Source organism: Rhizobium sp. SEMIA4064, assembly GCF_003025035.1.
Classification (GTDB): Bacteria; Pseudomonadota; Alphaproteobacteria; order Rhizobiales; family Rhizobiaceae; genus Rhizobium; species Rhizobium paranaense.
Map to the genome: position 1 here is coordinate 500,126 of NZ_PYJN01000013.1, position 21,704 is coordinate 521,829.

Annotated in this window: 16 protein-coding genes; 11 read left to right on the plus strand and 5 right to left on the minus strand. The window is 59.0% G+C overall.

Annotated elements, in window-relative coordinates:
- The first annotated feature begins 17 nt into the window (after positions 1-17).
- The 7 genes from rseP (at position 18) to lpxB (ending at position 8,676) form a co-directional block, all read left to right on the plus strand.
- A complete protein-coding gene (gene rseP, locus C9E91_RS09020) occupies positions 18-1,691 on the plus strand; it encodes an RIP metalloprotease RseP (protein ID WP_107107938.1) in 1,674 nt (557 codons plus the stop codon).
- Positions 1,692-1,888: 197 nt separating this feature from the next.
- On the plus strand, positions 1,889-4,222 hold the full coding sequence (bamA, locus tag C9E91_RS09025) for an outer membrane protein assembly factor BamA (RefSeq protein WP_107107939.1): 2,334 nt from the start codon (positions 1,889-1,891) through the stop codon (positions 4,220-4,222).
- 50 nt (positions 4,223-4,272) lie between these two features.
- Positions 4,273-5,337, plus strand: a complete 1,065-nt coding sequence (lpxD, locus tag C9E91_RS09030; protein WP_107107940.1) for a UDP-3-O-(3-hydroxymyristoyl)glucosamine N-acyltransferase — start codon at positions 4,273-4,275, stop codon at positions 5,335-5,337.
- A complete protein-coding gene (gene fabZ, locus C9E91_RS09035) occupies positions 5,330-5,803 on the plus strand; it encodes a 3-hydroxyacyl-ACP dehydratase FabZ (RefSeq protein ID WP_107107941.1) in 474 nt (157 codons plus the stop codon). Before lpxD ends, fabZ begins: the two co-directional genes overlap by 8 nt.
- Positions 5,800-6,615 carry an acyl-ACP--UDP-N-acetylglucosamine O-acyltransferase gene (lpxA, locus tag C9E91_RS09040; RefSeq protein ID WP_107107942.1) on the plus strand — a complete coding sequence of 272 codons (816 nt, stop codon included), beginning with the start codon at positions 5,800-5,802 and terminating at the stop codon, positions 6,613-6,615. Before fabZ ends, lpxA begins: the two co-directional genes overlap by 4 nt.
- A gap of 1 nt (position 6,616) precedes the next feature.
- Entirely contained in the window at positions 6,617-7,498 is an 882-nt protein-coding gene (locus C9E91_RS09045) for an LpxI family protein (RefSeq protein ID WP_107107943.1), read from the plus strand.
- Positions 7,495-8,676 carry a lipid-A-disaccharide synthase gene (gene lpxB / locus C9E91_RS09050; protein WP_107107944.1) on the plus strand — a complete coding sequence of 394 codons (1,182 nt, stop codon included), beginning with the start codon at positions 7,495-7,497 and terminating at the stop codon, positions 8,674-8,676. The genes C9E91_RS09045 and lpxB overlap by 4 nt, the downstream gene beginning before the upstream one ends.
- A gap of 29 nt (positions 8,677-8,705) precedes the next feature.
- Here lpxB and gltA read toward each other — a convergent pair whose 3' ends face one another.
- Complete coding sequence (gene gltA, locus C9E91_RS09055) at positions 8,706-9,995, minus strand: citrate synthase (RefSeq protein WP_107107945.1); 1,290 nt, start codon at positions 9,993-9,995, stop codon at positions 8,706-8,708.
- A 279-nt stretch (positions 9,996-10,274) separates the two neighbouring features.
- On the opposite strand from gltA, the gene C9E91_RS09060 reads away from it, so the two are divergent.
- Positions 10,275-12,734: a ComEC/Rec2 family competence protein gene (locus C9E91_RS09060; protein WP_107107946.1), complete on the plus strand. Its 2,460-nt coding sequence runs from the start codon at positions 10,275-10,277 to the stop codon at positions 12,732-12,734.
- Here the strand turns inward: C9E91_RS09060 and lexA are convergent.
- From lexA to C9E91_RS09080, 4 genes are all read right to left on the minus strand, one after another.
- Positions 12,715-13,437, minus strand: coding sequence for a transcriptional repressor LexA (gene lexA / locus C9E91_RS09065; protein WP_107108139.1), 723 nt, complete (start codon positions 13,435-13,437; stop codon positions 12,715-12,717). The genes C9E91_RS09060 and lexA overlap by 20 nt on opposite strands.
- A 390-nt stretch (positions 13,438-13,827) precedes the next feature.
- A complete protein-coding gene (locus C9E91_RS09070; RefSeq protein WP_245407457.1) occupies positions 13,828-14,379 on the minus strand; it encodes a DUF2721 domain-containing protein in 552 nt (183 codons plus the stop codon).
- Positions 14,380-14,424: 45 nt separating this feature from the next.
- Complete coding sequence (locus C9E91_RS09075) at positions 14,425-16,344, minus strand: mechanosensitive ion channel family protein (protein WP_245407458.1); 1,920 nt, start codon at positions 16,342-16,344, stop codon at positions 14,425-14,427.
- Positions 16,345-16,523: 179 nt separating this feature from the next.
- The gene (locus C9E91_RS09080; protein WP_107107947.1) at positions 16,524-17,768 is read right to left on the minus strand and encodes an alpha/beta hydrolase; all 1,245 of its coding nucleotides are present in this window, start codon (positions 17,766-17,768) and stop codon (positions 16,524-16,526) included.
- 529 nt (positions 17,769-18,297) lie between these two features.
- On the opposite strand from C9E91_RS09080, the gene C9E91_RS09085 reads away from it, so the two are divergent.
- The 3 genes from C9E91_RS09085 (at position 18,298) to eno (ending at position 21,445) form a co-directional block, all read left to right on the plus strand.
- On the plus strand, positions 18,298-19,185 hold the full coding sequence (locus tag C9E91_RS09085; protein WP_107107948.1) for a VOC family protein: 888 nt from the start codon (positions 18,298-18,300) through the stop codon (positions 19,183-19,185).
- Positions 19,182-20,021 carry a 3-deoxy-8-phosphooctulonate synthase gene (gene kdsA, locus C9E91_RS09090; RefSeq protein ID WP_107107949.1) on the plus strand — a complete coding sequence of 280 codons (840 nt, stop codon included), beginning with the start codon at positions 19,182-19,184 and terminating at the stop codon, positions 20,019-20,021. Before C9E91_RS09085 ends, kdsA begins: the two co-directional genes overlap by 4 nt.
- 149 nt (positions 20,022-20,170) lie before the next feature.
- Entirely contained in the window at positions 20,171-21,445 is a 1,275-nt protein-coding gene (gene eno / locus C9E91_RS09095) for a phosphopyruvate hydratase (protein WP_107107950.1), read from the plus strand.
- Positions 21,446-21,704 lie beyond the last annotated feature (259 nt).

Genomic DNA, 21,704 nt, shown 5'->3' on the forward strand with positions numbered 1-21,704 from the left:
CGCGAACAGGATCGTGCATGGGTAGCGTGGCAGGCATTATCGGCTTCTTGACGAACAACGTCATAACGTTTGTTTTCGTACTGTCTTTGCTCGTTTTCGTGCACGAAATGGGTCACTATCTGGTTGGCCGTTGGTCCGGTATCCGCATCATGGCCTTTTCGATCGGCTTCGGTCCGGAAGTCGCTGGTTTTACCGACCGCCATGGTACGCGCTGGAAGCTGTCAATCATTCCGCTCGGCGGCTATGTCCGCTTCTTCGGCGACGAGGATGCCTCGAGCAAGACCGATGTCGATCAGCTCGCGGCCATGACCGAGGAGGAGCGCGCCCGGTCCTTCGCCGGCGCCAAGCTCTGGAAGCGGGCGGCCACCGTTGCGGCCGGCCCGATCGCCAATTTCATTCTCGCCATCGCAATCTTCGCCGTACTCTTTGGCGTCTATGGCCGCACCGTCGCTGATCCGGTCGTCGCCGTGGTCATGCGCGGCGGTGCCGCCGCTGAAGCGGGAATCGAGCCAGGCGACCGTCTTGTTGCCATCGATGGCAACAAGGTGACGACGTTCGATGAGGTGCAGCGCTATGTCGGCCTGCGTCCCGGTCGCAATATCGTGCTGTCCGTCGAGCGCGACGGCCAGAAGCGCGATTTCAGCATCCTGCCGAAGCTCGTGGAAGACACAGATCAGTTCGGCAACAAGATGGAAATGGGACGCATCGGCATCGCGCTCGTCGATCCGCTGGTGACGGCGGTTGAGCCGGGTGGACCGGCAGCGCAGGCGGGCGTGCAGGCGGGTGACCGCCTGGTCGCCGTCGACGGCAACAATGTCGCGACCTACTATGATATCGCCCGCTACGTCGGCGATCGCCCCGGCAAGAGCCTCGTCTTGACGGTCGAACGCAACGGTCAGATCCGTGATTTTCCGATGGTGCCGGAAACGTTGAGCGCGACCGACGCCTCTGGAAAGAAGAAGGACGTCGGTAGCATCGGTATTTCGCCGATCGACCCGCTCGTCGCTTCGATCGCACCGGACAGCCCGGCGCAACAGGCCGGTCTCGCGCTTGGCGACCGTATCCTCTCCGTGGATGGGCATGTGGTCGATTCCATCGGCGACGTGCAGCGTTATTTGGCATCCGGTGCGGACAAGCCGGTGGTGTTGTCCGTCGAGCGCAGCGGTGGCACACGCGACGTTCAAATACTTCCGAAGAAAACCGAAGAGCCCGATGCCTTCGGCAACCAGACGCAGATCAGCAGCATCGGGATTACTGACGGCCAGAAGCCCATCAAGCTCCGTTATGAGGCATATGGTCCGTTCCAGGCGCTGGGCGAAGGCGTCAGACAGACCGGCAATATCGTGTCCGGCACCTTCGAATATCTCGGCAATGTCATCGGCGGCTACATGAAGGCGGATCAGCTCGGCGGCCCCATTCGGGTGGCTCAGCTTTCCGGGCAGATGGCAACCCTGGGCTTTTCGGCGGTGCTCCAATTCGCCGCCATACTTTCTGTTTCCATTGGGTTATTAAATTTGATGCCGGTGCCGGTACTTGATGGCGGGCACTTGATGTTCTATGCGATTGAAGCCGTAAGGGGAAAACCGCTGGGTGCTCGGGCACAAGACATCGCTTTTCGAATTGGTTTTGCGATGGTCCTGTCACTCATGGTGTTTGCGACATGGAACGACATCAGCTCCAGGATAGGCTGATGGGGCAGTAGAGGAAATTACGATTTATTTACGATGTTTCAAAGCTGTAGTGGCGAATGAGCCACGGTTTGAAATGAAGTAAACAGAAATTAACTTGCTCCCTTGCTTGTATGTCAAAAGCGGGTAAAACGACACACGTGGCCGGAATCGGGTTCGCTCGGGGCTGGGGACGACTGATAAAAAGGTAAGAAGTGAAAATGAAGGCTGGTTCAAGATTTTTGAACGCAGTGTCGGCGGTAGCGCTGTCTGCTGGTGTTGTTGCGTCGGGCGCTGGTGTTATCACCCTTGCTTCTGCCTCAGTCGCAGAAGCCGCTGTTATTCAGCGGGTTGATGTCAGGGGAGCTGAACGCGTTGGTCCCGAGGCTGTTCGCGACAATATCACGATCAAGCCTGGCAAGAGCTTCTCGCCAGCCGACATCGACAATTCGGTAAAGCAGCTTTATGCGACCGGATACTTCTCCGATGTACACGTAACCGTCTCTGGCAGCACGCTGGTCATTTCCGTCAAGGAAAACCTGCTGATCAATGCCGTGGTCTTCAACGGCAACCACAAGATCAAGGACGACAAGCTTCAGGGCATCGTTCAGACCCACGCGGCCGGCCCTTACAACGAGAGCCAGGTTCAGGCTGACATCAAGACCATCAAGGACGCTTACGCCGCAATCGGCCGTAATGAAGTCCAGGTGACGACGCAGACCGTGCCGGTCGCGCAGGGCCGCATCAATGTGGCCTTCGTCATCAACGAAGGTGACCGCACCAAGATCGACAAGGTCAATTTCTCGGGCAACCAGGCTTACAGCAGTGGCCGTCTTGCTTCGGTGATCAGCACCAAGAAGAGCAACTTCCTGTCGTTCCTGACCCGCAAGGACGTCTACAGCCCGGAACGCCAGCAGGCCGACCAGGATGCGCTGCGTCAGTTCTACTACAATCACGGTTATGCCGATTTCCGCGTCGTTAGTGCCGATGCGACGCTGAACGAGCAGACCAACGAATACACGCTGAACTTCAACGTCGATGAAGGTCCGCGCTACACCTATGGCGACATCAACGTCGTCTCGACGGTCGAAGGCGTCAACGCCGATGACCTGAAGAGCCTGGTCATTACGCATAAGGGTGATGTCTACAGCGCCAAGGACATCCAGACCTCGATCGAAAATATTTCCAAGCGCGTCGCTGCTGCCGGCTATCCCTTTGCCCGCATCACGCCACGCGGCAATCGTGACCTGACTGGCCACACGATCGGTATCGAATATCTCGTCGACCAGGGCGAGCGCGCCTATGTCGAGCGCATCGAAATCCGCGGCAACACCCGCACGCGCGATTACGTCATTCGCCGCGAGTTCGACCTCAATGAAGGCGACGCTTTCAACCAGGAAATGATCACCCGCGCCAAGCGCCGTCTCGACGCGCTCGGCTATTTCACCAAGGTTGATATCACCACCGCCCAGGGCAGCGCTCCGGACCGTGTCGTCGTGATCGTCAACGTCGAAGACCAGCCGACCGGTTCGTTCGGTATCGGTGCTGGTTACGCTGTCGGCAACAATGGCGGCCTGCTGCTGGAGGCTTCGGTCGAAGAAAAGAACTTCCTGGGTCGTGGCCAGTACATCCGTATTGCTGCTGGTGCCGGCACGGAAGGCAACCGTACCTATAACATCTCGTTCACCGAGCCCTATTTCCTCGGCTATCGTCTGGCTGCCGGCTTCGACATCTTCCGGAACCAGACCTCGAGCGATGATTTCTACGATTATTCGGAAGAAGGCTTCTCGCTGCGCGTCACCGCGCCGATCACCGAGAACTTCGCGACGACGCTGCGCTACAACTACAAGCGCCTGCAGTACGACGGTACCAACGACTGGGAAAACAATCTGTCTGCTCCCTACCTGAACCTCGTGAACAACAGCCCGTGGGTTCAGTCGACGATTTCGCAGACCTTCACCTACAACACGCTGGACGACCAGAACCTGCCGCGCGAAGGTATCATCGCCAAGTTCACGCATGAATATGCGGGTCTGGGTGGCGACTCCGACTTCTACAAGCTGAGCGGCAAGGCGCGTTACTATAAGATGATCAGCGACGAAGCCGACATCATCGGCTCGCTGACGGTCGGCGCCGGTTATGTCATGCCGACGGGCGATCACCTGAACGTCTTCGATCAGTTCACGCTTGGTGGTCGTGAAATCCGCGGCTTCGAAAATGCTGGTATTGGTCCGCGTTCGTCGCATGGCGATGCGCTGGGCGGCACGACCTACTTCACGGCTTCGGCTGAAGCAAGCATGCCGATGCCGGGCGTTCCGCAGGATATCGGTCTGCGCGTCGCAGCCTTTGCCGATGCGGGCACGCTCTATGGCAACAAGGCTGATCTCTTCGGTGACGTCCTGCACAACGACAGCTCGATCCGTGCTTCGCTGGGTGCAGGTCTGATCTGGTCGTCGCCCTTCGGTGTCATCCGTGTTGACTATGCTGTGCCGGTTCTCAAGGAAGATTACGACAAGACCGAGAATTTCCGGTTTGGCATCGCCAACCAGTTCTGATATCGGCAGCCCAGAACTGCGGGCTTAACACCGTTCTGGAGCTGGTGCTTATGGAACATATCGGTTTTTTTCCGCCCCATGATGGCGTCAGCCTAAGCGCGCTGGCCGAGTATCTTGGGGCGGAGCTTGTTGACGAGGCCTTTGCCGGCGTCGTCATCAAGTCCATCGCTCCCGTCTATCGGGCGGGCGAAGGCGACGTTTGCTACATTCTCTCCCGGAAGAATCGTGCGGAATTGGAGACCTGTCGGGCTTCGGCGATCATTTGTTTGCCGGCGCTGAAGTCTTTCGTTCCCGCGCATATCCCGGTTCTCCTTTCCAAAAAGCCGCATACGGATTTCGCGCTGGCGGGTGCTCTTCTGCATCCGCAAGCCATGCGTCCGGTTGCGCTGACGTCTGCGCCAACGCTGATTTCGCCGGCGGCTTTCATCGATCCAACCGCCAAGCTTGAGGCGAATGTCGGCGTTGAGCCGTGCGCGGTTATCGGGCCTGGTGCCGAGATCGGCGAGGGCACACGCATCGGATCTGGCGCGATGATCGGGCCGGGCGTCAAGATCGGGCGCAATTGCACGATCGGTGGCGGCGCGAGTGTGCTTTGCTCCTATCTCGGCAATGGCGTCATCATTCACAATGGTGCGCGCATCGGCCAGGATGGGTTTGGCTATGCGCCGGGGCCGCGCGGCATGGTGAAAATCGTGCAGATCGGCCGCGTCATCATTCAGGATAATGTCGAGATCGGCGCCAACACCACGATCGATCGCGGCACCATGGATGATACGGTCATCGGCGAAGGCACGAAGATCGACAACCAGGTACAGATCGGACATAACGTCCGCATCGGCCGCCACTGCGCCATCGTCAGCCAGGTCGGCATAGCCGGCAGCACGGTGCTCGGCGATGGTGTGCAGATCGGCGGTCAGGCAGGCTTGAACGGCCACATTCATATCGGCGACGGCGTTCAGATCGGCGCCAAGAGCGGCGTAATGAATAATATTCCAGCGGGTGAGCGTTATGCTGGTCTTCCGGCGCGGCCATTGTGGGATTTTCTGAGAGAGTCGGCGGAGATCGCAAAGCGATCAGGAGCCAGAGAAAAGAAGGACGGTGCGGAGCATGACTGAAGAAGCCAAGACGTCGATGTCGTCGGCAGACGTCATCGAAATCATGAAGCTCTTGCCGCATCGCTACCCCTTCCTCATGGTCGACAAGATCATTGAGATCGATAGCGATAACTCCGCCATCGGTATCAAGAACGTCACGGCCAACGAGCCGCAATTCACCGGCCACTTTCCGGAATCTCCGATCATGCCGGGCGTGCTGCTGATTGAAGGCATGGCGCAGACGGCTGGCGCGATCTGCGCCCGCAAGGATGGAATCGGCGGCAATCTCGTCTACTTCATGACGATCGATAATGCCCGTTTCCGCAAGCCGGTCGTGCCGGGCGACCGTGTTGAGTTCCATGTCGTCAAGCTGAAGCAGCGCGGTACGATCTGGAAGTTCCATTGCGACGCCAAGGTCGATGGTTCGCTGGTTGCCGAGGCCGATATCGGCGCGATGATCGTACGGAAGGACCAAGAGCAGGCATGAGCAGCATTGCAAAAAGCGCGCGCATTCATAAGCTCGCGGTTGTTGAGGATGGAGCGGTCATTGGCGAGAACGTCGTCGTCGGTCCGTTCTGCCATGTCGGCCCCAAGGTCGTGCTGCATGATGCCGTCCAGCTCCTGACGCATGCTGTCGTGACCGGCCGGACGACGATCGGCAAGGGCACGAAGATATTCCCCATGGCTGTCGTAGGCGGCGATCCGCAGAGCGTGCATCATGGTGGTGAAGAGACGACGCTGGATGTCGGCGAGAATTGCACGATCCGCGAAGGCGTGACGATCAATACCGGGACGGCCGACTACGGCGGCAAGACCATCGTCGGCAACGACAATCTGTTCCTTGCCAATTCGCACGTCGCCCATGATTGCCGCGTCGGCAACAATGTCATCATGTCGAACAATGTGATGCTGGCGGGGCATGTCACCGTGGAAGACCGAGTCATCCTCGGCGGCGGCTGCGCGGTGCATCAGTTTACCCGTATCGGTCGGCAAGCTTTCGTCGGTGGTCTCTCCGCCGCGAGCTACGACGTCATTCCCTATGGCATGCTGAACGGAAATCCGGGCGTGCTCTCGGGCCTCAACATTGTCGGCATGACCCGGGCCGGAATTGAGCGTTCGGTCATCCATTCGGTTCGCCGCGCCTATAAGAGCATTTTCGAAGGCGAAGGTTCGATCCGCGACAATGCGGCGGCGATCCGCGCTGAATATGCCGATTGCAAGGAAGTGATCGAGATCCTCGATTTCATCGCCGCCGACAGCGATCGCGCATTGTCGTCGCCCAATCGCGGTAAGGGCTGAGGTGGCCGCGAGCGGTCAAAGCCATACGGGCAGGCTGGCGATCATCGCAGGCAGCGGCTTTTTGCCGGCCTATGTCGCCGACGCCGCCCGCCAGGCAGGTGAAAATCCTGTTATCATAGCACTGACGGACGAGGCGGATCGCGATTGGTCCGCTTTCGATCATGCCAATCTCGGCGTCGGCAATTTTGCCGGCCTGGAGGCGATGTTTCGCCGCTATGGGGTCGACCGGGTCGTGATGTCCGGCGGTGTTGCGCGCCGTCCGCCTTGGCGCGACGTGCGCCCGACCTGGCGCGTCATCAAGGAATTGCCGTTGACCATCCGCACCCTTCTTTCCGGCGGCGATAATGCCGTGTTGCAGATGGTGATCCGCTTGATCGAGGCTGGCGGCGTCCGCGTCGTCGGCGCGCATGAGATCGCACCGGATTTGTTGGCGACCACCGGGCCGCTTGGCCGTTTCTCGCCATCGGAAGAGGACCTGCGCGATATTGCGCAAGGTGCGAAGGCAGCCGTTGCGCTGGGGCTGCTGGATGTCGGGCAGGGTGCCGTCAGCGTCGGCGGCCGCGTCGTGGCACTCGAAGGCGCCGAGGGCACGGACAAGATGATCGAGCGTGTGGCAGGTTTGCGGGCCGACGGGCGCATATCAAAACGTCGTCGCGGCGTATTGGTGAAGCTCTGCAAGCCTCAGCAGGATGTACGCGCAGACCTGCCGTCGATCGGGGTCTCGACGGTACTCAACGCCAAGAGAGCCGGCCTTGCCGGCATCGCCGTCGAGGCTGGCAGGGCGCTGGTCCTGGAACGTGAAGCGGTCATCGCGGCTGCCGACGAAGCCGGGCTTTTCGTCTGCGGCATCGACCGTGGCCTCAGCGCGGAGGGCTTCATGTGAGCGGTGCGCCGTTGAAACTCGCTGTCATCGCCGGCGAGGTCTCCGGCGATCTGCTTGGCGGCGATCTCGTCGCGGCATTGAAGCAACGCTACGATGGCCCCATCGAGCTAATCGGCGTTGGTGGCGACGCGCTGGAAGCGCAGGGCTTGCGTTCGCTTTTCGATTATTCCGAACTGTCGATCATGGGTTTTGCGCAGGTTATCAAGCGCTTGCCGAAACTGCTTGCCCGTATCCGCCAGACGGCGGACGCCATCATCGCGGCCAAGCCTGACGTGCTGCTCATCATAGACAGCCCGGATTTCACCCATCGCGTCGCCAAGAAGGTCCGCGCTGCGCTGCCTGACCTGCCGGTCGTCGACTATGTCTGCCCGAGCGTGTGGGCGTGGAAAGAATATCGCGCGCAGAAGATGCTCGCCTATGTCGATCACGTCCTCGCCATTCTACCCTTCGAGCCGGCGGCGATGCAGCGGCTGGCGGGGCCGGCTACCACCTATGTCGGCCATCGCCTGACGGTGGATCCGAACCTGCTGGAGACCCGTCGCCTGCGTGCGCTTCGGGTGCCTAGCGCGCCTGATGGCGAGAAGACGATCCTGCTGCTTCCCGGATCGCGTTCCTCGGAAATTCGCCAGCTTCTGCCGGTTTTCGAGCAGGCGGTGCTGGAGCTTAGCCGGCGAAGCGATCGCGTTCGTTATGTCTTGCCGACCGTTCCGCGGCAGGAGGCATTGGTGCGCTCGCTGCTTGAAAACTGGAGCGTCAAGCCGGATGTCTTCGTCGGCCAGGATGCCAAGTGGAATGCTTTTGCGGAAGCGGATGCTGCAATGGCAGCCTCCGGCACCGTGGTTCTGGAATTGGGGCTTGCGGGCGTTCCCGTCATTTCGGCCTATAAGACCGAGTGGCTCGCCCGGTTCGTGCTTTCGCGCATCAAAACCTGGACGGCGGCTCTGCCGAATTTGATTGCGGATTATGCCGTGGTGCCCGAGCTGATCAACGACGTGCTGCGTCCCGGTCTGTTGGCCCGCTATATGGAGCGCTTGTCGAATGATACGCCGGAGCTTGCGGCTATGCTTCACGGCTACGATCTGGTCTGGCAGCGAATGCAGACCGAGGAACCGCCTGGCGAAAAGGCGGCGGCGATCGTTCTCGATGTCTTGTCCAAGAAAAAACCCGGCCATTTCTGACCGGGTTTTTTGTTGTCTCGTTTTTCGGCTTAACGCTTGGAAACCGGAACGTATTCGCGCAGCGGTTCGCCGGTGTAGAGCTGGCGCGGACGGCCGATACGCTGTTCCGGATCTTCGATCATCTCGTTCCACTGAGCGATCCAGCCGACGGTGCGGGCAAGCGCAAACAGCACTGTGAACATGGTCGTGGGGAAGCCCAGGGCCTTCAGCGTGATGCCGGAATAGAAGTCGACGTTCGGGTAAAGCTTCTTCTCGATGAAATAGTCATCGGTCAGCGCGATACGTTCCAGTTCGATCGCGATGTCGAGCAACGGATCGTCCTTGATGCCGAGTTCGCCGAGCACTTCGTGCGCCGTCTTCTGCATGATCTTGGCGCGCGGATCGTAGTTCTTGTAGACGCGATGGCCGAAGCCCATCAGACGGAACGGATCGTTCTTGTCCTTGGCGCGGGCGATATATTCCGGAATACGGTCAACCGTGCCGATTTCCGTCAGCATGTTGAGCGCTGCTTCATTGGCGCCGCCATGAGCCGGGCCCCAGAGGCATGCGATGCCAGCGGCAACGCAAGCGAACGGGTTGGCGCCGGAAGAGCCAGCGAGACGAACCGTCGAGGTCGACGCGTTCTGCTCATGATCCGCGTGCAGGATGAAGATGCGGTCCATGGCGCGTGCAAGCACCGGATTGACTACATATTCCTCGCAGGGCACGGCAAAGCACATGCGCAGGAAATTCGAGGCATAGTCGAGATCGTTCTTCGGGTAAACGAAGGGCTGGCCGATATGGTACTTGTAAGCCATGGCGGCAAGCGTCGGCATCTTGGCGATCATGCGCAGGCTTGCGACCATGCGCTGGTGCGGATCGGTGATGTCGGTGGAGTCGTGATAGAAGGCCGACAGAGCGCCGACGCAGCCGCACATGACGGCCATCGGATGCGCATCGCGGCGGAAACCGGTGAAGAAGCGGGACATTTGCTCATGCACCATGGTGTGGTGCACGACCCTGTAATCGAAGTCTTTCTTCTGGGCTGCGGTCGGCAATTCGCCGTAGAGCAGCAGGTAACAGACTTCGAGGAAATCGCCGTGTTCAGCAAGCTGTTCGATCGGATAACCGCGATGCAGCAGAACGCCTTCGTCGCCATCAATAAAGGTGATTCTGGACTCGCACGACGCAGTCGAGGTGAAGCCAGGATCGTAGGTGAAAGTGGAGGTGTTCTTATAAAGGGCACCAATATCAATGACACTTGGGCCGATGGTTCCGGTCTTAACCGGCAAATCCACCGTCTTTTCACCCCAAGTTAGTTTCGCGCTTTGTTCCGTCATGCTGATCCTCCAAGATTTGGCGGGATGGCGCCTTAAAAAGCGCCAAAGGGTTAAGCGACTAACGATTAGCTATATGATCCAGAGCCTAATGCCAAGTTATCGTTACGCCTATTTGTGCATTGCGGTATCAACTTTTGGGCACTGCGGTAGGCGGACTCGTCGTGCGCTAACATGAATTGGCGTCATTTGTTGGAGATTAGGCCGATTTCAGTTGAAATCACCTAGCGGTGACGGCAAAACTCTCGCTCTAGCTGTAGTTTTGCGTGGGCGCTGGGGTATATGCCTAATTTAGAGGCACCGGATCCGCAGGTGGAAAGTAGGGAGTTTGCTGCGGTTGCCGAGCGCGAGCACGGCATCGGCACGACTATTTCTGCTACCAAAGCGATGCGGCCGGAGCGAACACAGGATCACGCCGCGCTTATTGCCCGTCTTCGCCTTGCGGCAGGCAGCATCCGACTCGGCATTTACCATTTGGTCGAAGAAGAGGCGGCGTACGGTCGCGCGATGCTGTTTGCGCCGGTCTATATCGGCGCCGGCGCGATCTTCTGGTTTGCCGCCGGAGCCGATCCGCCGCCGCAGGCCGTTTTTGCCGCCCTCCTTATCTTCGCAGCCGCTTTCTTCATCCAACAGGAGGCGGGGCGGGTGTTGCGGCACTTGCTGTATGCGGCCATGCTTGCCTGCTCCGGCATGGCTTTGGCGCAATGCGAAACCTGGCGCGCGTCGACGGTGATGCTCGACTCTGCGGTGACGACTACGATCACCGGGCGGATCGAACGGCGCGAGGCCGACGATAAGGGGCGTTGGCGCTATGTCGTAGCTCTCGAGGCAACGGAAAAGCCGGCTGTTCGCCGGCCTCCGGCGCAGATCACCATTTTCGTGCGCAAACAGCTCCAGCCCTTTGAACTCGGGGATCGCATTCAAGGCAGGGCGCGGCTGACGCCACCGGCCGGACCCGCCTTGCCCGGTCTCAACGATTTCGCCTTCAGCGCCTATTTCGATGGCACCGGCGCGAACGGCTTTGCCTACGGAACGCCGACGCTACTATCACCGACCAGTGATGTTGCTCAGGGATCGTTTTTCGATAAGGCGGATATCTGGCTCGCGCGTTTGCGCAGCAGCATCGGCGACAGGATTAGGATGCTTTTGCCCGGTGACACCGGCGCCTTTGCGGCCTCGCTTGTCACCGATGAGAGACGAGCGATCTCGGATGAGACGACGGAAGCGCTGCGGACCTCAGGTCTTGCGCATATCATTGCCATCTCCGGCCTGAACATGGCGCTCTCCGCGGGCATCTTTTATGTCGGCCTGCGTTATGCCCTCAGCCTGTTTTTCGGCGTGGCCCAGGCCTGGCCAACGAAGAAGATCGCAGCCTTCGGCGCGCTGGTCACGGTGACAGCCTATTATTTCATTTCCGGCTTCGGCGTATCGGCAGAGCGCGCTTTCATCATGATGGCGATCATGCTGGTTGCCGTGCTCTTCGACCGGCCATCCCTCAGCCTCCGAAACGTAGCACTGTCGGCGATCGTCATCCTCATTCTGTCACCGTCACAGGCGCTCGGACCAAGTTTCCAGATGTCCTACGCGGCGACCTTGGCATTGGTGTCCGGTTATTCGCTCTGGACGAGGCGACCGCATCGGGAAAGCGTTCTCTCCCGGTTCCGGCTCCTGCGTCCGCTGCTCTTCGTCTCGCGCTTCTTCGGAGGCATATTGTCGACCTCCTTTATCGGCGGCGCGTCGACCGCGATCTTCTCGATAGAGCATTTTCACCGCTTGGCGACATATGGTCTTGTCGCCAATCTGGCGGCCATGCCGGTCGTCTCCTTTGTCGTCATGCCTTTTGGTATGGCGGCTACAATGCTGATGCCGTTTGGCGTCGATGCTCCTTTCTGGCAGATCACCGGCGCGGGACTCGATGCCGTCATCGTCGTTGCCAAAACGGTCGCCGCCTGGGGCGGCAATATTCCCTTTGGCCGACTACCGGTCTGGCTATTTCCCACGGTCATAGTCGGCTTCTTGCTGATGACCCTGCTCAAAACATGGCTGCGGCATGCGGGTGCGCTTTTGATCATTGGCTCGGTCGCAGTCGTGGCCCTCAGCCCCGGTGTTCCGAAACCCGATCTGATGATCTCCGAGGACGGTACGCTGGTCGCTTTGCTGCGAAACGGTGCGTTGACGACCAACCGTGAGAAACCGCCCGATTTCATCTTCGAGCAGTGGCAAAGAGCCCTGGCGATCACCGAGCAGCAACCGCCTGCGATGCTTCCGCCCGACAGCCAGCTCCCTAAAATCAGCAAATCGGACAAGCATCGCCGCTTGAGTTCCGACGAACAGACCGCCGTTCGAAAGGCGATGGATGCGGCACTGGACAATGCCGGGCAGGGCGGTTTCGCCTGCCAGAAAGGGGCTTGGTGCGTGGCAATGCTGGAGAATGGCGACATGCTTGTCACCATTGAAGACGCTGCTTATCTCGCTCCGGCCTGCGATACCGCCAATATCGTCGTCACACCCATACGGCTGCGGCTTGATCGCTGCCGCTCCGGCGCTATGCTTTTTACGGGCGTAACACTTCGCCGGACTGGGTCCATCGAAATGAACCTCGGCGCCGAGAAACCGGTAATAACGGCGGCGTTTGAAAATCTAACGCGGCCATGGAGCCTTCATCGCGCCTATGACTGGCGAACCGGTACTTTCGGAGCGCCGATCGCACCGGTGTCACCCGTCAGTGATAGCGGCGAATGAGGCCGACGAGCTTGCCTTGCACTTTCACACGATCCGGCCCGAAAATACGGGTCTCGTAAGCCGGGTTAGCGGCCTCAAGCGCGATCGAAGCTCCCTTGCGGCGGAAGCGCTTCAATGTCGCCTCTTCATCATCGACGAGAGCGACGACGATGTCGCCGGGATTGGCGGTCGTGGCGTTGCGGATAATGACGGTATCGCCATCAAAGATGCCGGCATCGATCATCGAGTCGCCCTTGACCTCCAGCGCATAGTGCTCGCCGGAGCCGAGCATGTCGGCGGGAACGGTGATGTCATGGGTATTGTTCTGGATGGCCGAGATCGGAACGCCGGCGGCGATGCGGCCCATGACGGGGACCGAGACCGAACTGTTGTTTTCCTCACTTACCGGCTTGGCGGGAGCGGGTGGCGGCACAAGTTGCGGTTTGCCAAGGCTACCCTCGATGACGCTTGGCGAAAAGCCGCGGCGTGGCTGCAGGCTCGGGCTATAGGCCTCCGGCAGCTTGATGACTTCCAGCGCCCGGGCCCGGTTCGGCAGACGGCGGATGAAACCGCGCTCTTCCAAAGCCGTGATGAGACGGTGAATGCCAGATTTTGACGCGAGGTCCAGCGCATCTTTCATCTCGTCGAAAGATGGCGGAACGCCGGACTCCTTCATGCGTTCGTGAATGAAGAGAAGCAGTTCCTGCTGCTTGCGCGTCAACATCGTTTTGAACCTCGGGACTGAGAAGGTGTCGTGAAACAAATCCAGAACGGACACTATATGTTCCATATGTGTTCCGCAAGTCCTTAAATTTTGGTGAATATTTTGTAAGTGTCTCAAATAAATGGGAACAGAACGGGTCCTGGGCTGACGGATTTTCTCGACGCATACAGACTAAGGTACTGATATGTATATGGAATACGATTAAATGTGATTTCTGCGATCAGGAGCGGTCCATCTCAAAAGCGATAAAAAGCCACGTTGTTTGCTCAATAGTCTCTTTGGAGAGCGATGCTCTCCGAACGAAGGAGAACAAACTGTAGATCGAACAGGAAGGATCGAATTTTCGCGGGGCTGGGATCGGCGACGATTCTAGTAATATTGGATGGAAATTCAATAGGTTGGGCTCTTACTCGAACTCCTGTGCGTATGCTCGAGCAGGGTGCGGTCGTTGGCGATCTGCTTTAGCATACTGCGACCGGCCAGAATCATCTCGAAGAGAAAGGCCACGAAAGCGCCCATGAGCGCGATGACGGCAAGGCCGAAGAACCACAGCAGTAGCTGCTCGCGAAATTGCTGGCGAATCGCTCCGCCCATGAGGCCGAGCGTTGCAAGGCATGTGCACATGCCCGATGCCGTGCCGAGCAGGACGGCAACCTCAAGCGCCAATGTCCGCCGCCGCAGATAGTAGAGCTGCAGCAGCCGCGTTTCATCCGGGTCCTCCGAAGTCACCCGTTCGAAAAGGCTGTTGACCCGGTCCGAGACGCGGGCGAGCCTAGCCGAGAAAACATTGAGGCACCCGGCGGTGCCGGCCAGGCCAGCAGAAAGACCGGCGTCAGCGCTATTTGAATAACGTGCGCGGCAGCAGACGTTAGCTGGTCGTTCAGCACGCTCGATCTCCTTTCCGACGTCATCCGCATCAGGTTCGGGGTGTTGCTTCGGCAAGGAAGGACGTCAGCGTGAGGCCGTGGCTGATCTCACGCGAATGTTTTACGTCGGTGGCGCCGGCGATTGTGCCAACTGTTCAGCGGTTCTCTTTTTGTGCATTGTCAGAGCGGCGGCTGCGGTGTCGGATTTCTCCTCGCCGCCCACCTGGACGGTTGGCTGAGCGAATTCGATACCGTTTTCCATGAAGGCGTCGCGGATCATGGTGTAGGCGCGCCGCCGGATATAGGTTTGCCGACCGGGAAGGACGGTGAAGGCAAAGCTCAGTTCGATACCGAAGTCGCCGATCTGCTCGACGCCCTTCATTTTCAGGGTCTCGAGGATTTGCGGGCCGATTTCCGGATCTTCCTTCAATTGCTCTCCGATTTGCTTGGCGATCTTCTTCGCCTTGGCGACATCGGTGTTGAACGGAACCCGCAGCATGAATTTATCGATCGCCCAGTCACGGCTCATGTTCTGAACGGCGCCAAGTTCGCCGAAGGGAACCGTGAACACCGGACCGCGATGATGTCGAAGCCTGACGGAACGCAGGCTGAAGGATTCCACAGTTCCCTTGTAGCTGCCGCTCTGAATGTATTCGCCAACGCGGAAGGCATCGTCCATGAGGTAGAAAATGCCGCTGACGATATCCTTGACGAGCGTTTGCGAGCCGAAGCCTATCGCCACGCCGAATATGCCGGCTCCCGCAATCAGCGGCCCGATCTGCACGCCCATTTCCGACAATACCGTGAGGACGGCGGCCGCGATGACGATGGCTGCAAGCGCGTTGCGGAAGATCGGCAGCAGGGTGCGAAGGCGGCCCGCGCGCGCGGCTTCCGCCGACGGCGAGGATGCGTCGCTATCGGCAACGCTCAATCTCTCGTCAATGAATGCTTTCGACAACTGCCAGCAGAGATCGGCCAAAATCAGGATGACGACGCTCTTCAGTGCGCCGCGAACGGCTGCGTCGATTGCCGGATTTTCTCGTGCGAGGATGTTGGGATCATAGTGCCAGATGACTGTGATCCAGCCGACCGCGGCTGCGATGACGAGTGCCCGCGCACCACGGACTGCCAACACCATGCGCGCACTGTTCTTGTTGTCGCTCGGCCACCGTCCTTTTGCGAATGCCTCTGCCGTTCGTCCGACGGCGGACAGCAATCCCGGAAGAATAACGGCATAGACCCCAAGCCAGAAAAGACCGAGGAAGTTTGTCACCCAAAGAAGCCAGAGGCCGATCGCGTAGACTGAATAGAGGGTATTCACAAGCGCTAGCTGCCTGGAGGCTGTCGCATCGCCCGGCCGTCGCCACACGGCTTCAAATACGATTAGCAACAGGAGAATGGAGAAGCCGTGGGAAATGACGGTGCCGACGTCTCCGTCGATGGAGAGCGGTTTGGTCAGCGACGTCGTGGCGCCGGCGAAGGCCAGAACGGCGATGAAGAGACAGGCTCTATGGTAGCCGAAGGGCGACAAGGCGCCTGCGTCCCTCGATAGCTTGCAGCAGGCAAACACGAGGCGAGCGGCGATGAATGCCAGCAGATAAAACAGGATCACCACATGCAGAAGTGGCGGCCAGTCGATGGCCAGGAAAATGCCGGAGCTGACGAGGGTGAAAGCGATCCATGGCCCGAATTCTCCGATCGTGTGTGCGACAAGAGGATTTTGAAACCGGGCTTTGAGGACAGTTTTTTTGAAAAACCATTCCCCCGCGAGACCGATGCAGACCAGTATGGTGAGCATGACGAATGCTGGCGCAAAGCCGCTGTTCCTTGCCTGCTCACGCACCCTGCGCGCTGCATCGGCGAGCTGCACCGGGACATTCGGAATCGCCGCTCGCAGCGCCTGATATCGCGCCCGAGCGCGGGCTTCGCCGCTCTCGATCAATGTCGCTGTCGCCGCGGTAGGCTGCTGCTCCGCCGCCTGCCGCTTTTCCAGCCACTGGCGTAGCTCCGGATCATTCATCAAGCGAAGCAATTCGGACACTTTTGCAGGCGGTGCCGCAGGGGGTGTTTCGGCAACCTGCGCCCGGCACAGTTGCGGCACGATCATCATAAAAAGAAGAACCAAAACACCAGGGATCAGGCGCCGAAACATCTGAACAACCTCGAAACCAGTTCATTCGCAAGGGAAGTCATCAATTGGCACCTGCCGATCTCGGCCGTTCAATTCGTGAGTTCACGCTGCTGGGGGTCGCTTTTCAATGTATCTTCGATATCGGTAGCTTTAGGGCCGGTTGTTTTGGCGTTTTCGATCGCGGTGACGGGCGCTGTTACTGTCTTGGCAGCCACCGTACCGACGCCTTTGACTGTTCCGGCAATCACAGCGGTGATGTCGTCGCTCAGCCGTACGTCGGAATCGGTGAGCGGCTGCCCGGCAACGAGTCGGGTGCCGATCAACTTGACGATTTCCGGGCTCTCCGCGAATTTTCCGTGGTTGAGGCTGTCTCCGGTTTTCACCTTGGTAAGATCGATCGCGGTGATCCCAGCGCGTTCGAGCTTGGTGCGGTAGGGTTCTTCGGCCGGATTGATGGCGCCGAGGCGATAGACATCGCCCGATATCAGTCGGGAGACTGCCAGCGCCCGGTCGTCCTGGGAAACAAAGATCGTGAACTTCGGCCGCGGCGCGCCCATCTCAACGAACTGTTTCGCGAAAACATCGATGTCGATATCCGGTGATGCCAGGATGACGTTGTGGATTTTCGGGTTCACGCGGCCATCCCGGATGCCCATCTGGCGCAACGCCTCCATGGCGAGCCAGGTGCCCATGGAGTGCGCCATGATGGTGATGTCTTTCACCTCTGGATCGCTTGATAAGGTTCTGAGGGCCGTCTCGAGCGCCGTTCGCGAATAATTCGTGCTCTCCTTATCGTAGTTGTAGTCGAGAAGCCGTGCGCGTGAAGGCCAGGTAAAGAGCATCGGCGTCACCTGGGCGCCGGAATCGTGCACGATCTGCGCAAGCCTGAAGACGGAATCCTCGTATTTGTTGTTAAAGCCGTGAACGAAGACCAGCACCTTTCCGTCGACGGTATGCTGGCTGAACCAAGCACGACCTTCAGCGATGGAGTGCAGCTCGTGAACCCGGGTTACCGCAAACTCCGTCTTTGGATCTGGCGGCAATTTCTTGGGCCATTGCAGGGTTCCGGGTTTGCGGTTCGGTGGGATGGAGATGGCGACGTCGGTTAGATACGGACGCGGGCTCCGCTCGCCGGAGAAAAGTGTATTCGGATCACCCGACGGCGCCCGGCTGGTTGCGACCAGCATGTCAACCGTGGAACTGTGCGGAATGGCGGTCGACAGTGCGACCGGCTTCATAACCCCCTCGGCATGCCCAGCGCATCCCGCCACGGCAAGGCAGAGACATGCAACCAGACACAAGACCGCGCGTGTAAGCGCCCTCTCGACGAGCATCAAACCTATGCCTCCCCCTCGGCATTCGACAGGTCGGACAAAGTACTGCCGCGAAAATAGAAGTAACGACAGACCGTCCTTCCTTTTCCGAGATCGGATTGTGCGTTGCGTTAGCCCTGGACAATCCGAAATGGAAGAATGCGCATTTTTGTGTGCCGCCAATAAAGGGACGTCGTCGAGGCCACCATCACCGCGATCATTCGCCTAAGGCTGCGTTCCCAGTTGTGTTATTATATTATGATGATCGAATTATTTCGTTTCCGCAAGCCAGAGTTCTGCGCCGCTGTATACGCCATTCCGCTAAGTGGATGGAAGATATAGCGCATCTGGAGCGCAGTCTGCGGCAGGATGCTTGACCCTTCTTCCCGCCGCCTGATTTTCGACGATTTCATTCCTGTCCCTCACAATAGTTTTTGACGCGCTTGTTGAAGATGTCCTGGGAGCGCTCTACCTGGTTTTGCCGTAACGCTTTGATCTTGAATTGAGCGGCAGATGGGCGCAAACCTGCCGACGAATGAAGGGGGAGACCATGATCTCGTCGCCGCATCCGCTCGATCATTTCGTTCTGCCGACGGCCAATATCGCAGGGGCGCGGGAACGGCTGGGTAAGCTCGGCTTTACCGTCGCCGCCGATGCCCGCCATCCCTTCGGCACGGAAAACGCCTGCGTTTTCTTTCCCGACAATATCTATCTGGAGCCCCTGGGCGTTGCATCCCAGGAGCAGTGCCAGGCGAGCGTGGCGGAAGGCAATGTTTTCGTCGCCCGCGACCAGGCCTACCGTTTTCGCATCGATGATGAAGGTTTTTCGGCCATCGTTTTCGGTACGGACGATGCGGTCGCCGATGACGAGCGCTTCCGGGCCAATGCCATGTCTGCCGGAAACATGCTCGATTTTGCGCGGCCGATGCGCATGCCGGATGGCTCGGAGGTGACGGCAGGTTTCCGTCTCGCTTTCGCAGCCGATCTGCGTTCGCCGGATTTCTTCACCTTTTGCTGCCAGCGCATCAATCCGTTGCCGGCTGATCGCGGCGCCTTGGAGCGGCATGCCAATGGCGTGACCGGCATCGCTAGAATTGCCGTATCGACGCCGAAGCCGGCTGCGTTCCGTGGCTTTTTCGAGCAGGTCGCGGGTGGACCAAAGATAGTCGATCATTCCTTCGGCCTAACTGTCCACGCGGCCAATGCGGGGATCGAGGTCCTGACCCCGCAAGGCATGGAAGCCTTCTACGATTTGCCGGTGCCGGCCGAGGATCCCGGCCTTCGCGCGCGGGCAATCCTTTTCAAGACCCGCGATCTTTCCGTGACATCGGCGCATTTGACTGCTAACGGCGTCACATACACGCGTAAGAACAATCGTATTCTGGCAAAGCCCGCCCCCGGACAGGGCGCGCTGTTCGCCTTCGAGGAGATAGCATGAGCACGAATTCCGAAGTGACCGTTGGCGAGGGAGCCTCCAAGGTCCTGTTCTCCAACTCGTCAAAGCTTTCGCTGATTGCTGGCCCCTGCCAGATGGAAAGCCGCGACCACGCTTTCATGGTTGCCGGTGTCCTGAAAGAACTCTGCGGCAAGCTCGGCATCGGCCTTGTCTACAAATCGTCCTTTGACAAGGCGAACCGCACCTCGCTGTCAGGCAAGCGCGGCATCGGTCTGGAAATGGCACTGGAAGTCTTTGCCGACCTCAAGAAGGAATATGGCTTTCCGGTTTTGACCGACATCCACACGGAAGAGCAGTGCGCCATTGTCGCCGAGACGGTCGATATTCTGCAGATCCCGGCCTTCCTGTCGCGCCAGACCGACCTGCTGGTTGCAGCTGCCAAGACCGGCCGCGTCGTCAACGTCAAGAAGGGACAGTTTCTCGCGCCCTGGGACATGAAGAATGTGCTCGCCAAGCTGAACGACAGCGGCAATCCGAATATCCTACTCTGCGAGCGCGGCGCCTCCTTCGGCTATAACACGTTGGTTTCCGATATGCGCTCGCTGCCGATCATGGCGGCAATGGGTGCGCCGGTGGTCTTCGACGCGACCCATTCCGTGCAGCAGCCGGGCGGGCAGGGCGGTTCGACCGGCGGCGATCGCCGATTCGTCGAAACCTTGGCGCGCGCAGCGGTCGCTGTCGGCGTTGCCGGCGTCTTCGTCGAGACGCATGAAGACCCGGACAATGCGCCGTCTGATGGTCCGAACATGGTGTATCTGAAGGACATGCCGCAGCTTCTGGAAAAGCTGCTTGCCTTCGACGCGATCGCCAAGGCCTGAGAAATGGGAGGCGTTCAACAGGCTGACATGAACTTGCGCTACGCGGCCTGTAGGAGCTTCAATCGAGGATGCGGGGCGGCATTGTAATTTCCGCATCTTCGACTAAGACAGATTTCAATCGATTTACAACCAGCGAGCAGGAAGCTATCATGACCGCAATCACCGACATTATCGCCCGCGAGATTCTCGACAGCCGTGGCAACCCCACCGTCGAAGTCGATGTGTACCTCGAAGACGGCAGCATGGGCCGCGCCGCGGTTCCGTCGGGCGCGTCGACCGGCGCGCATGAAGCCGTCGAAGTTCGCGACGGCGGCAAGCGTTATCATGGCAAGGGTGTCGAGAAGGCTGTCGAAGCCGTCAACACCGAGATCTTCGATGCGATCGGCGGCATTGACGCGGAAAACCAGATTCAGATCGACAACATCATGATCGAGCTGGACGGCACGCCGAACAAGTCGCGCCTCGGTGCCAACGCCATCCTCGGCGTATCCCTCGCAACCGCCAAGGCCGCTGCCCAGAGCGCCAACCTGCCGCTCTACCGCTATGTCGGCGGCGCTCACGCCCGTCTGCTGCCGGTTCCGATGATGAACATCATCAACGGCGGCGCCCATGCCGACAATCCGATTGACTTCCAGGAATTCATGATCCTTCCGGTCGGCGCAGATACGCTCCGTGACGCCGTGCGCATGGGTTCGGAAATCTTCCACGTTCTCAAGAAGGAACTGGCTTCGCAGGGCCACAACACCAATGTCGGTGACGAAGGCGGTTTTGCACCGGGCCTCTCCAGCGCCCCGGCTGCGCTCGACTTCATCATGAAGTCCATCGAAAAGGCCGGCTACAAGCCGGGCGAGGAAGTCGCGCTTGGTCTCGACTGCGCCTCCACGGAATTCTTCAAGGACGGCAAGTACGTTCTCGAAGGTGAAGGCCGCACGCTGGAATCCGGCGCTATGGCCGAATACCTTGCCGAGCTCGCTGCCAAATATCCGATCATCTCGATCGAAGACGGCATGGCCGAAGACGATTGGGAAGGCTGGAAGATCCTGACCGACCTGACCGGCAAGAAGACGCAGCTTGTCGGTGACGACCTATTCGTCACGAACTCGGCTCGTCTGCGTGACGGCATCCGCATGGGTGTCGCCAACTCGATCCTCGTCAAGGTCAACCAGATCGGCTCGTTGACGGAAACCCTCGACGCCGTCGAAACCGCGCACAAGGCCAATTACACGGCCGTCATGTCGCATCGTTCCGGCGAAACCGAGGATTCGACCATTGCCGATCTCGCTGTTGCGACCAACTGCGGTCAGATCAAGACCGGCTCGCTGTCGCGTTCCGATCGTCTTGCCAAGTACAATCAGCTCATCCGCATCGAAGAAGCGCTCGGCCCTCAGGCACAATATGCCGGCCGTTCCATCCTTCGCGGCTGATAGTCGATACCCCTGAAAATCCGCGGGATTTTCGCAAAGGCTTATTCTGCGTCGAATAACAATCCGAGTCGGCTTATAAGCCAATAATTTCCAGCTCTTGAACCGCGCTTTCGGGCGCGGTTTTTTGTTGGAAAAATGGCAGAGTCAACGGATGGTTAATCTCTGGCGGCTAGTGTTGTCAGAGATGTTTGATTTAGCGTGATCTTATCGGAAGCCACTTCGCATTTCCGTCGCGGACTTGGGGTTCAAGATCATTCTC

Coding starts and splice junctions, on each gene's coding strand:
- rseP (WP_107107938.1), top strand. CDS start 18: ATGGGTAGCGTGGCAGGCATTATCGGCTTCTTGACGAACAACGTCATA.
- bamA (WP_107107939.1), top strand. CDS start 1,889: ATGAAGGCTGGTTCAAGATTTTTGAACGCAGTGTCGGCGGTAGCGCTG.
- lpxD (WP_107107940.1), top strand. CDS start 4,273: ATGGAACATATCGGTTTTTTTCCGCCCCATGATGGCGTCAGCCTAAGC.
- fabZ (WP_107107941.1), top strand. CDS start 5,330: ATGACTGAAGAAGCCAAGACGTCGATGTCGTCGGCAGACGTCATCGAA.
- lpxA (WP_107107942.1), top strand. CDS start 5,800: ATGAGCAGCATTGCAAAAAGCGCGCGCATTCATAAGCTCGCGGTTGTT.
- gltA (WP_107107945.1), bottom strand. CDS start 9,995: ATGACGGAACAAAGCGCGAAACTAACTTGGGGTGAAAAGACGGTGGAT.
- C9E91_RS09060 (WP_107107946.1), top strand. CDS start 10,275: ATGCCTAATTTAGAGGCACCGGATCCGCAGGTGGAAAGTAGGGAGTTT.
- lexA (WP_107108139.1), bottom strand. CDS start 13,437: ATGTTGACGCGCAAGCAGCAGGAACTGCTTCTCTTCATTCACGAACGC.
- C9E91_RS09080 (WP_107107947.1), bottom strand. CDS start 17,768: ATGCTCGTCGAGAGGGCGCTTACACGCGCGGTCTTGTGTCTGGTTGCA.
- C9E91_RS09085 (WP_107107948.1), top strand. CDS start 18,298: ATGATCTCGTCGCCGCATCCGCTCGATCATTTCGTTCTGCCGACGGCC.
- kdsA (WP_107107949.1), top strand. CDS start 19,182: ATGAGCACGAATTCCGAAGTGACCGTTGGCGAGGGAGCCTCCAAGGTC.
- eno (WP_107107950.1), top strand. CDS start 20,171: ATGACCGCAATCACCGACATTATCGCCCGCGAGATTCTCGACAGCCGT.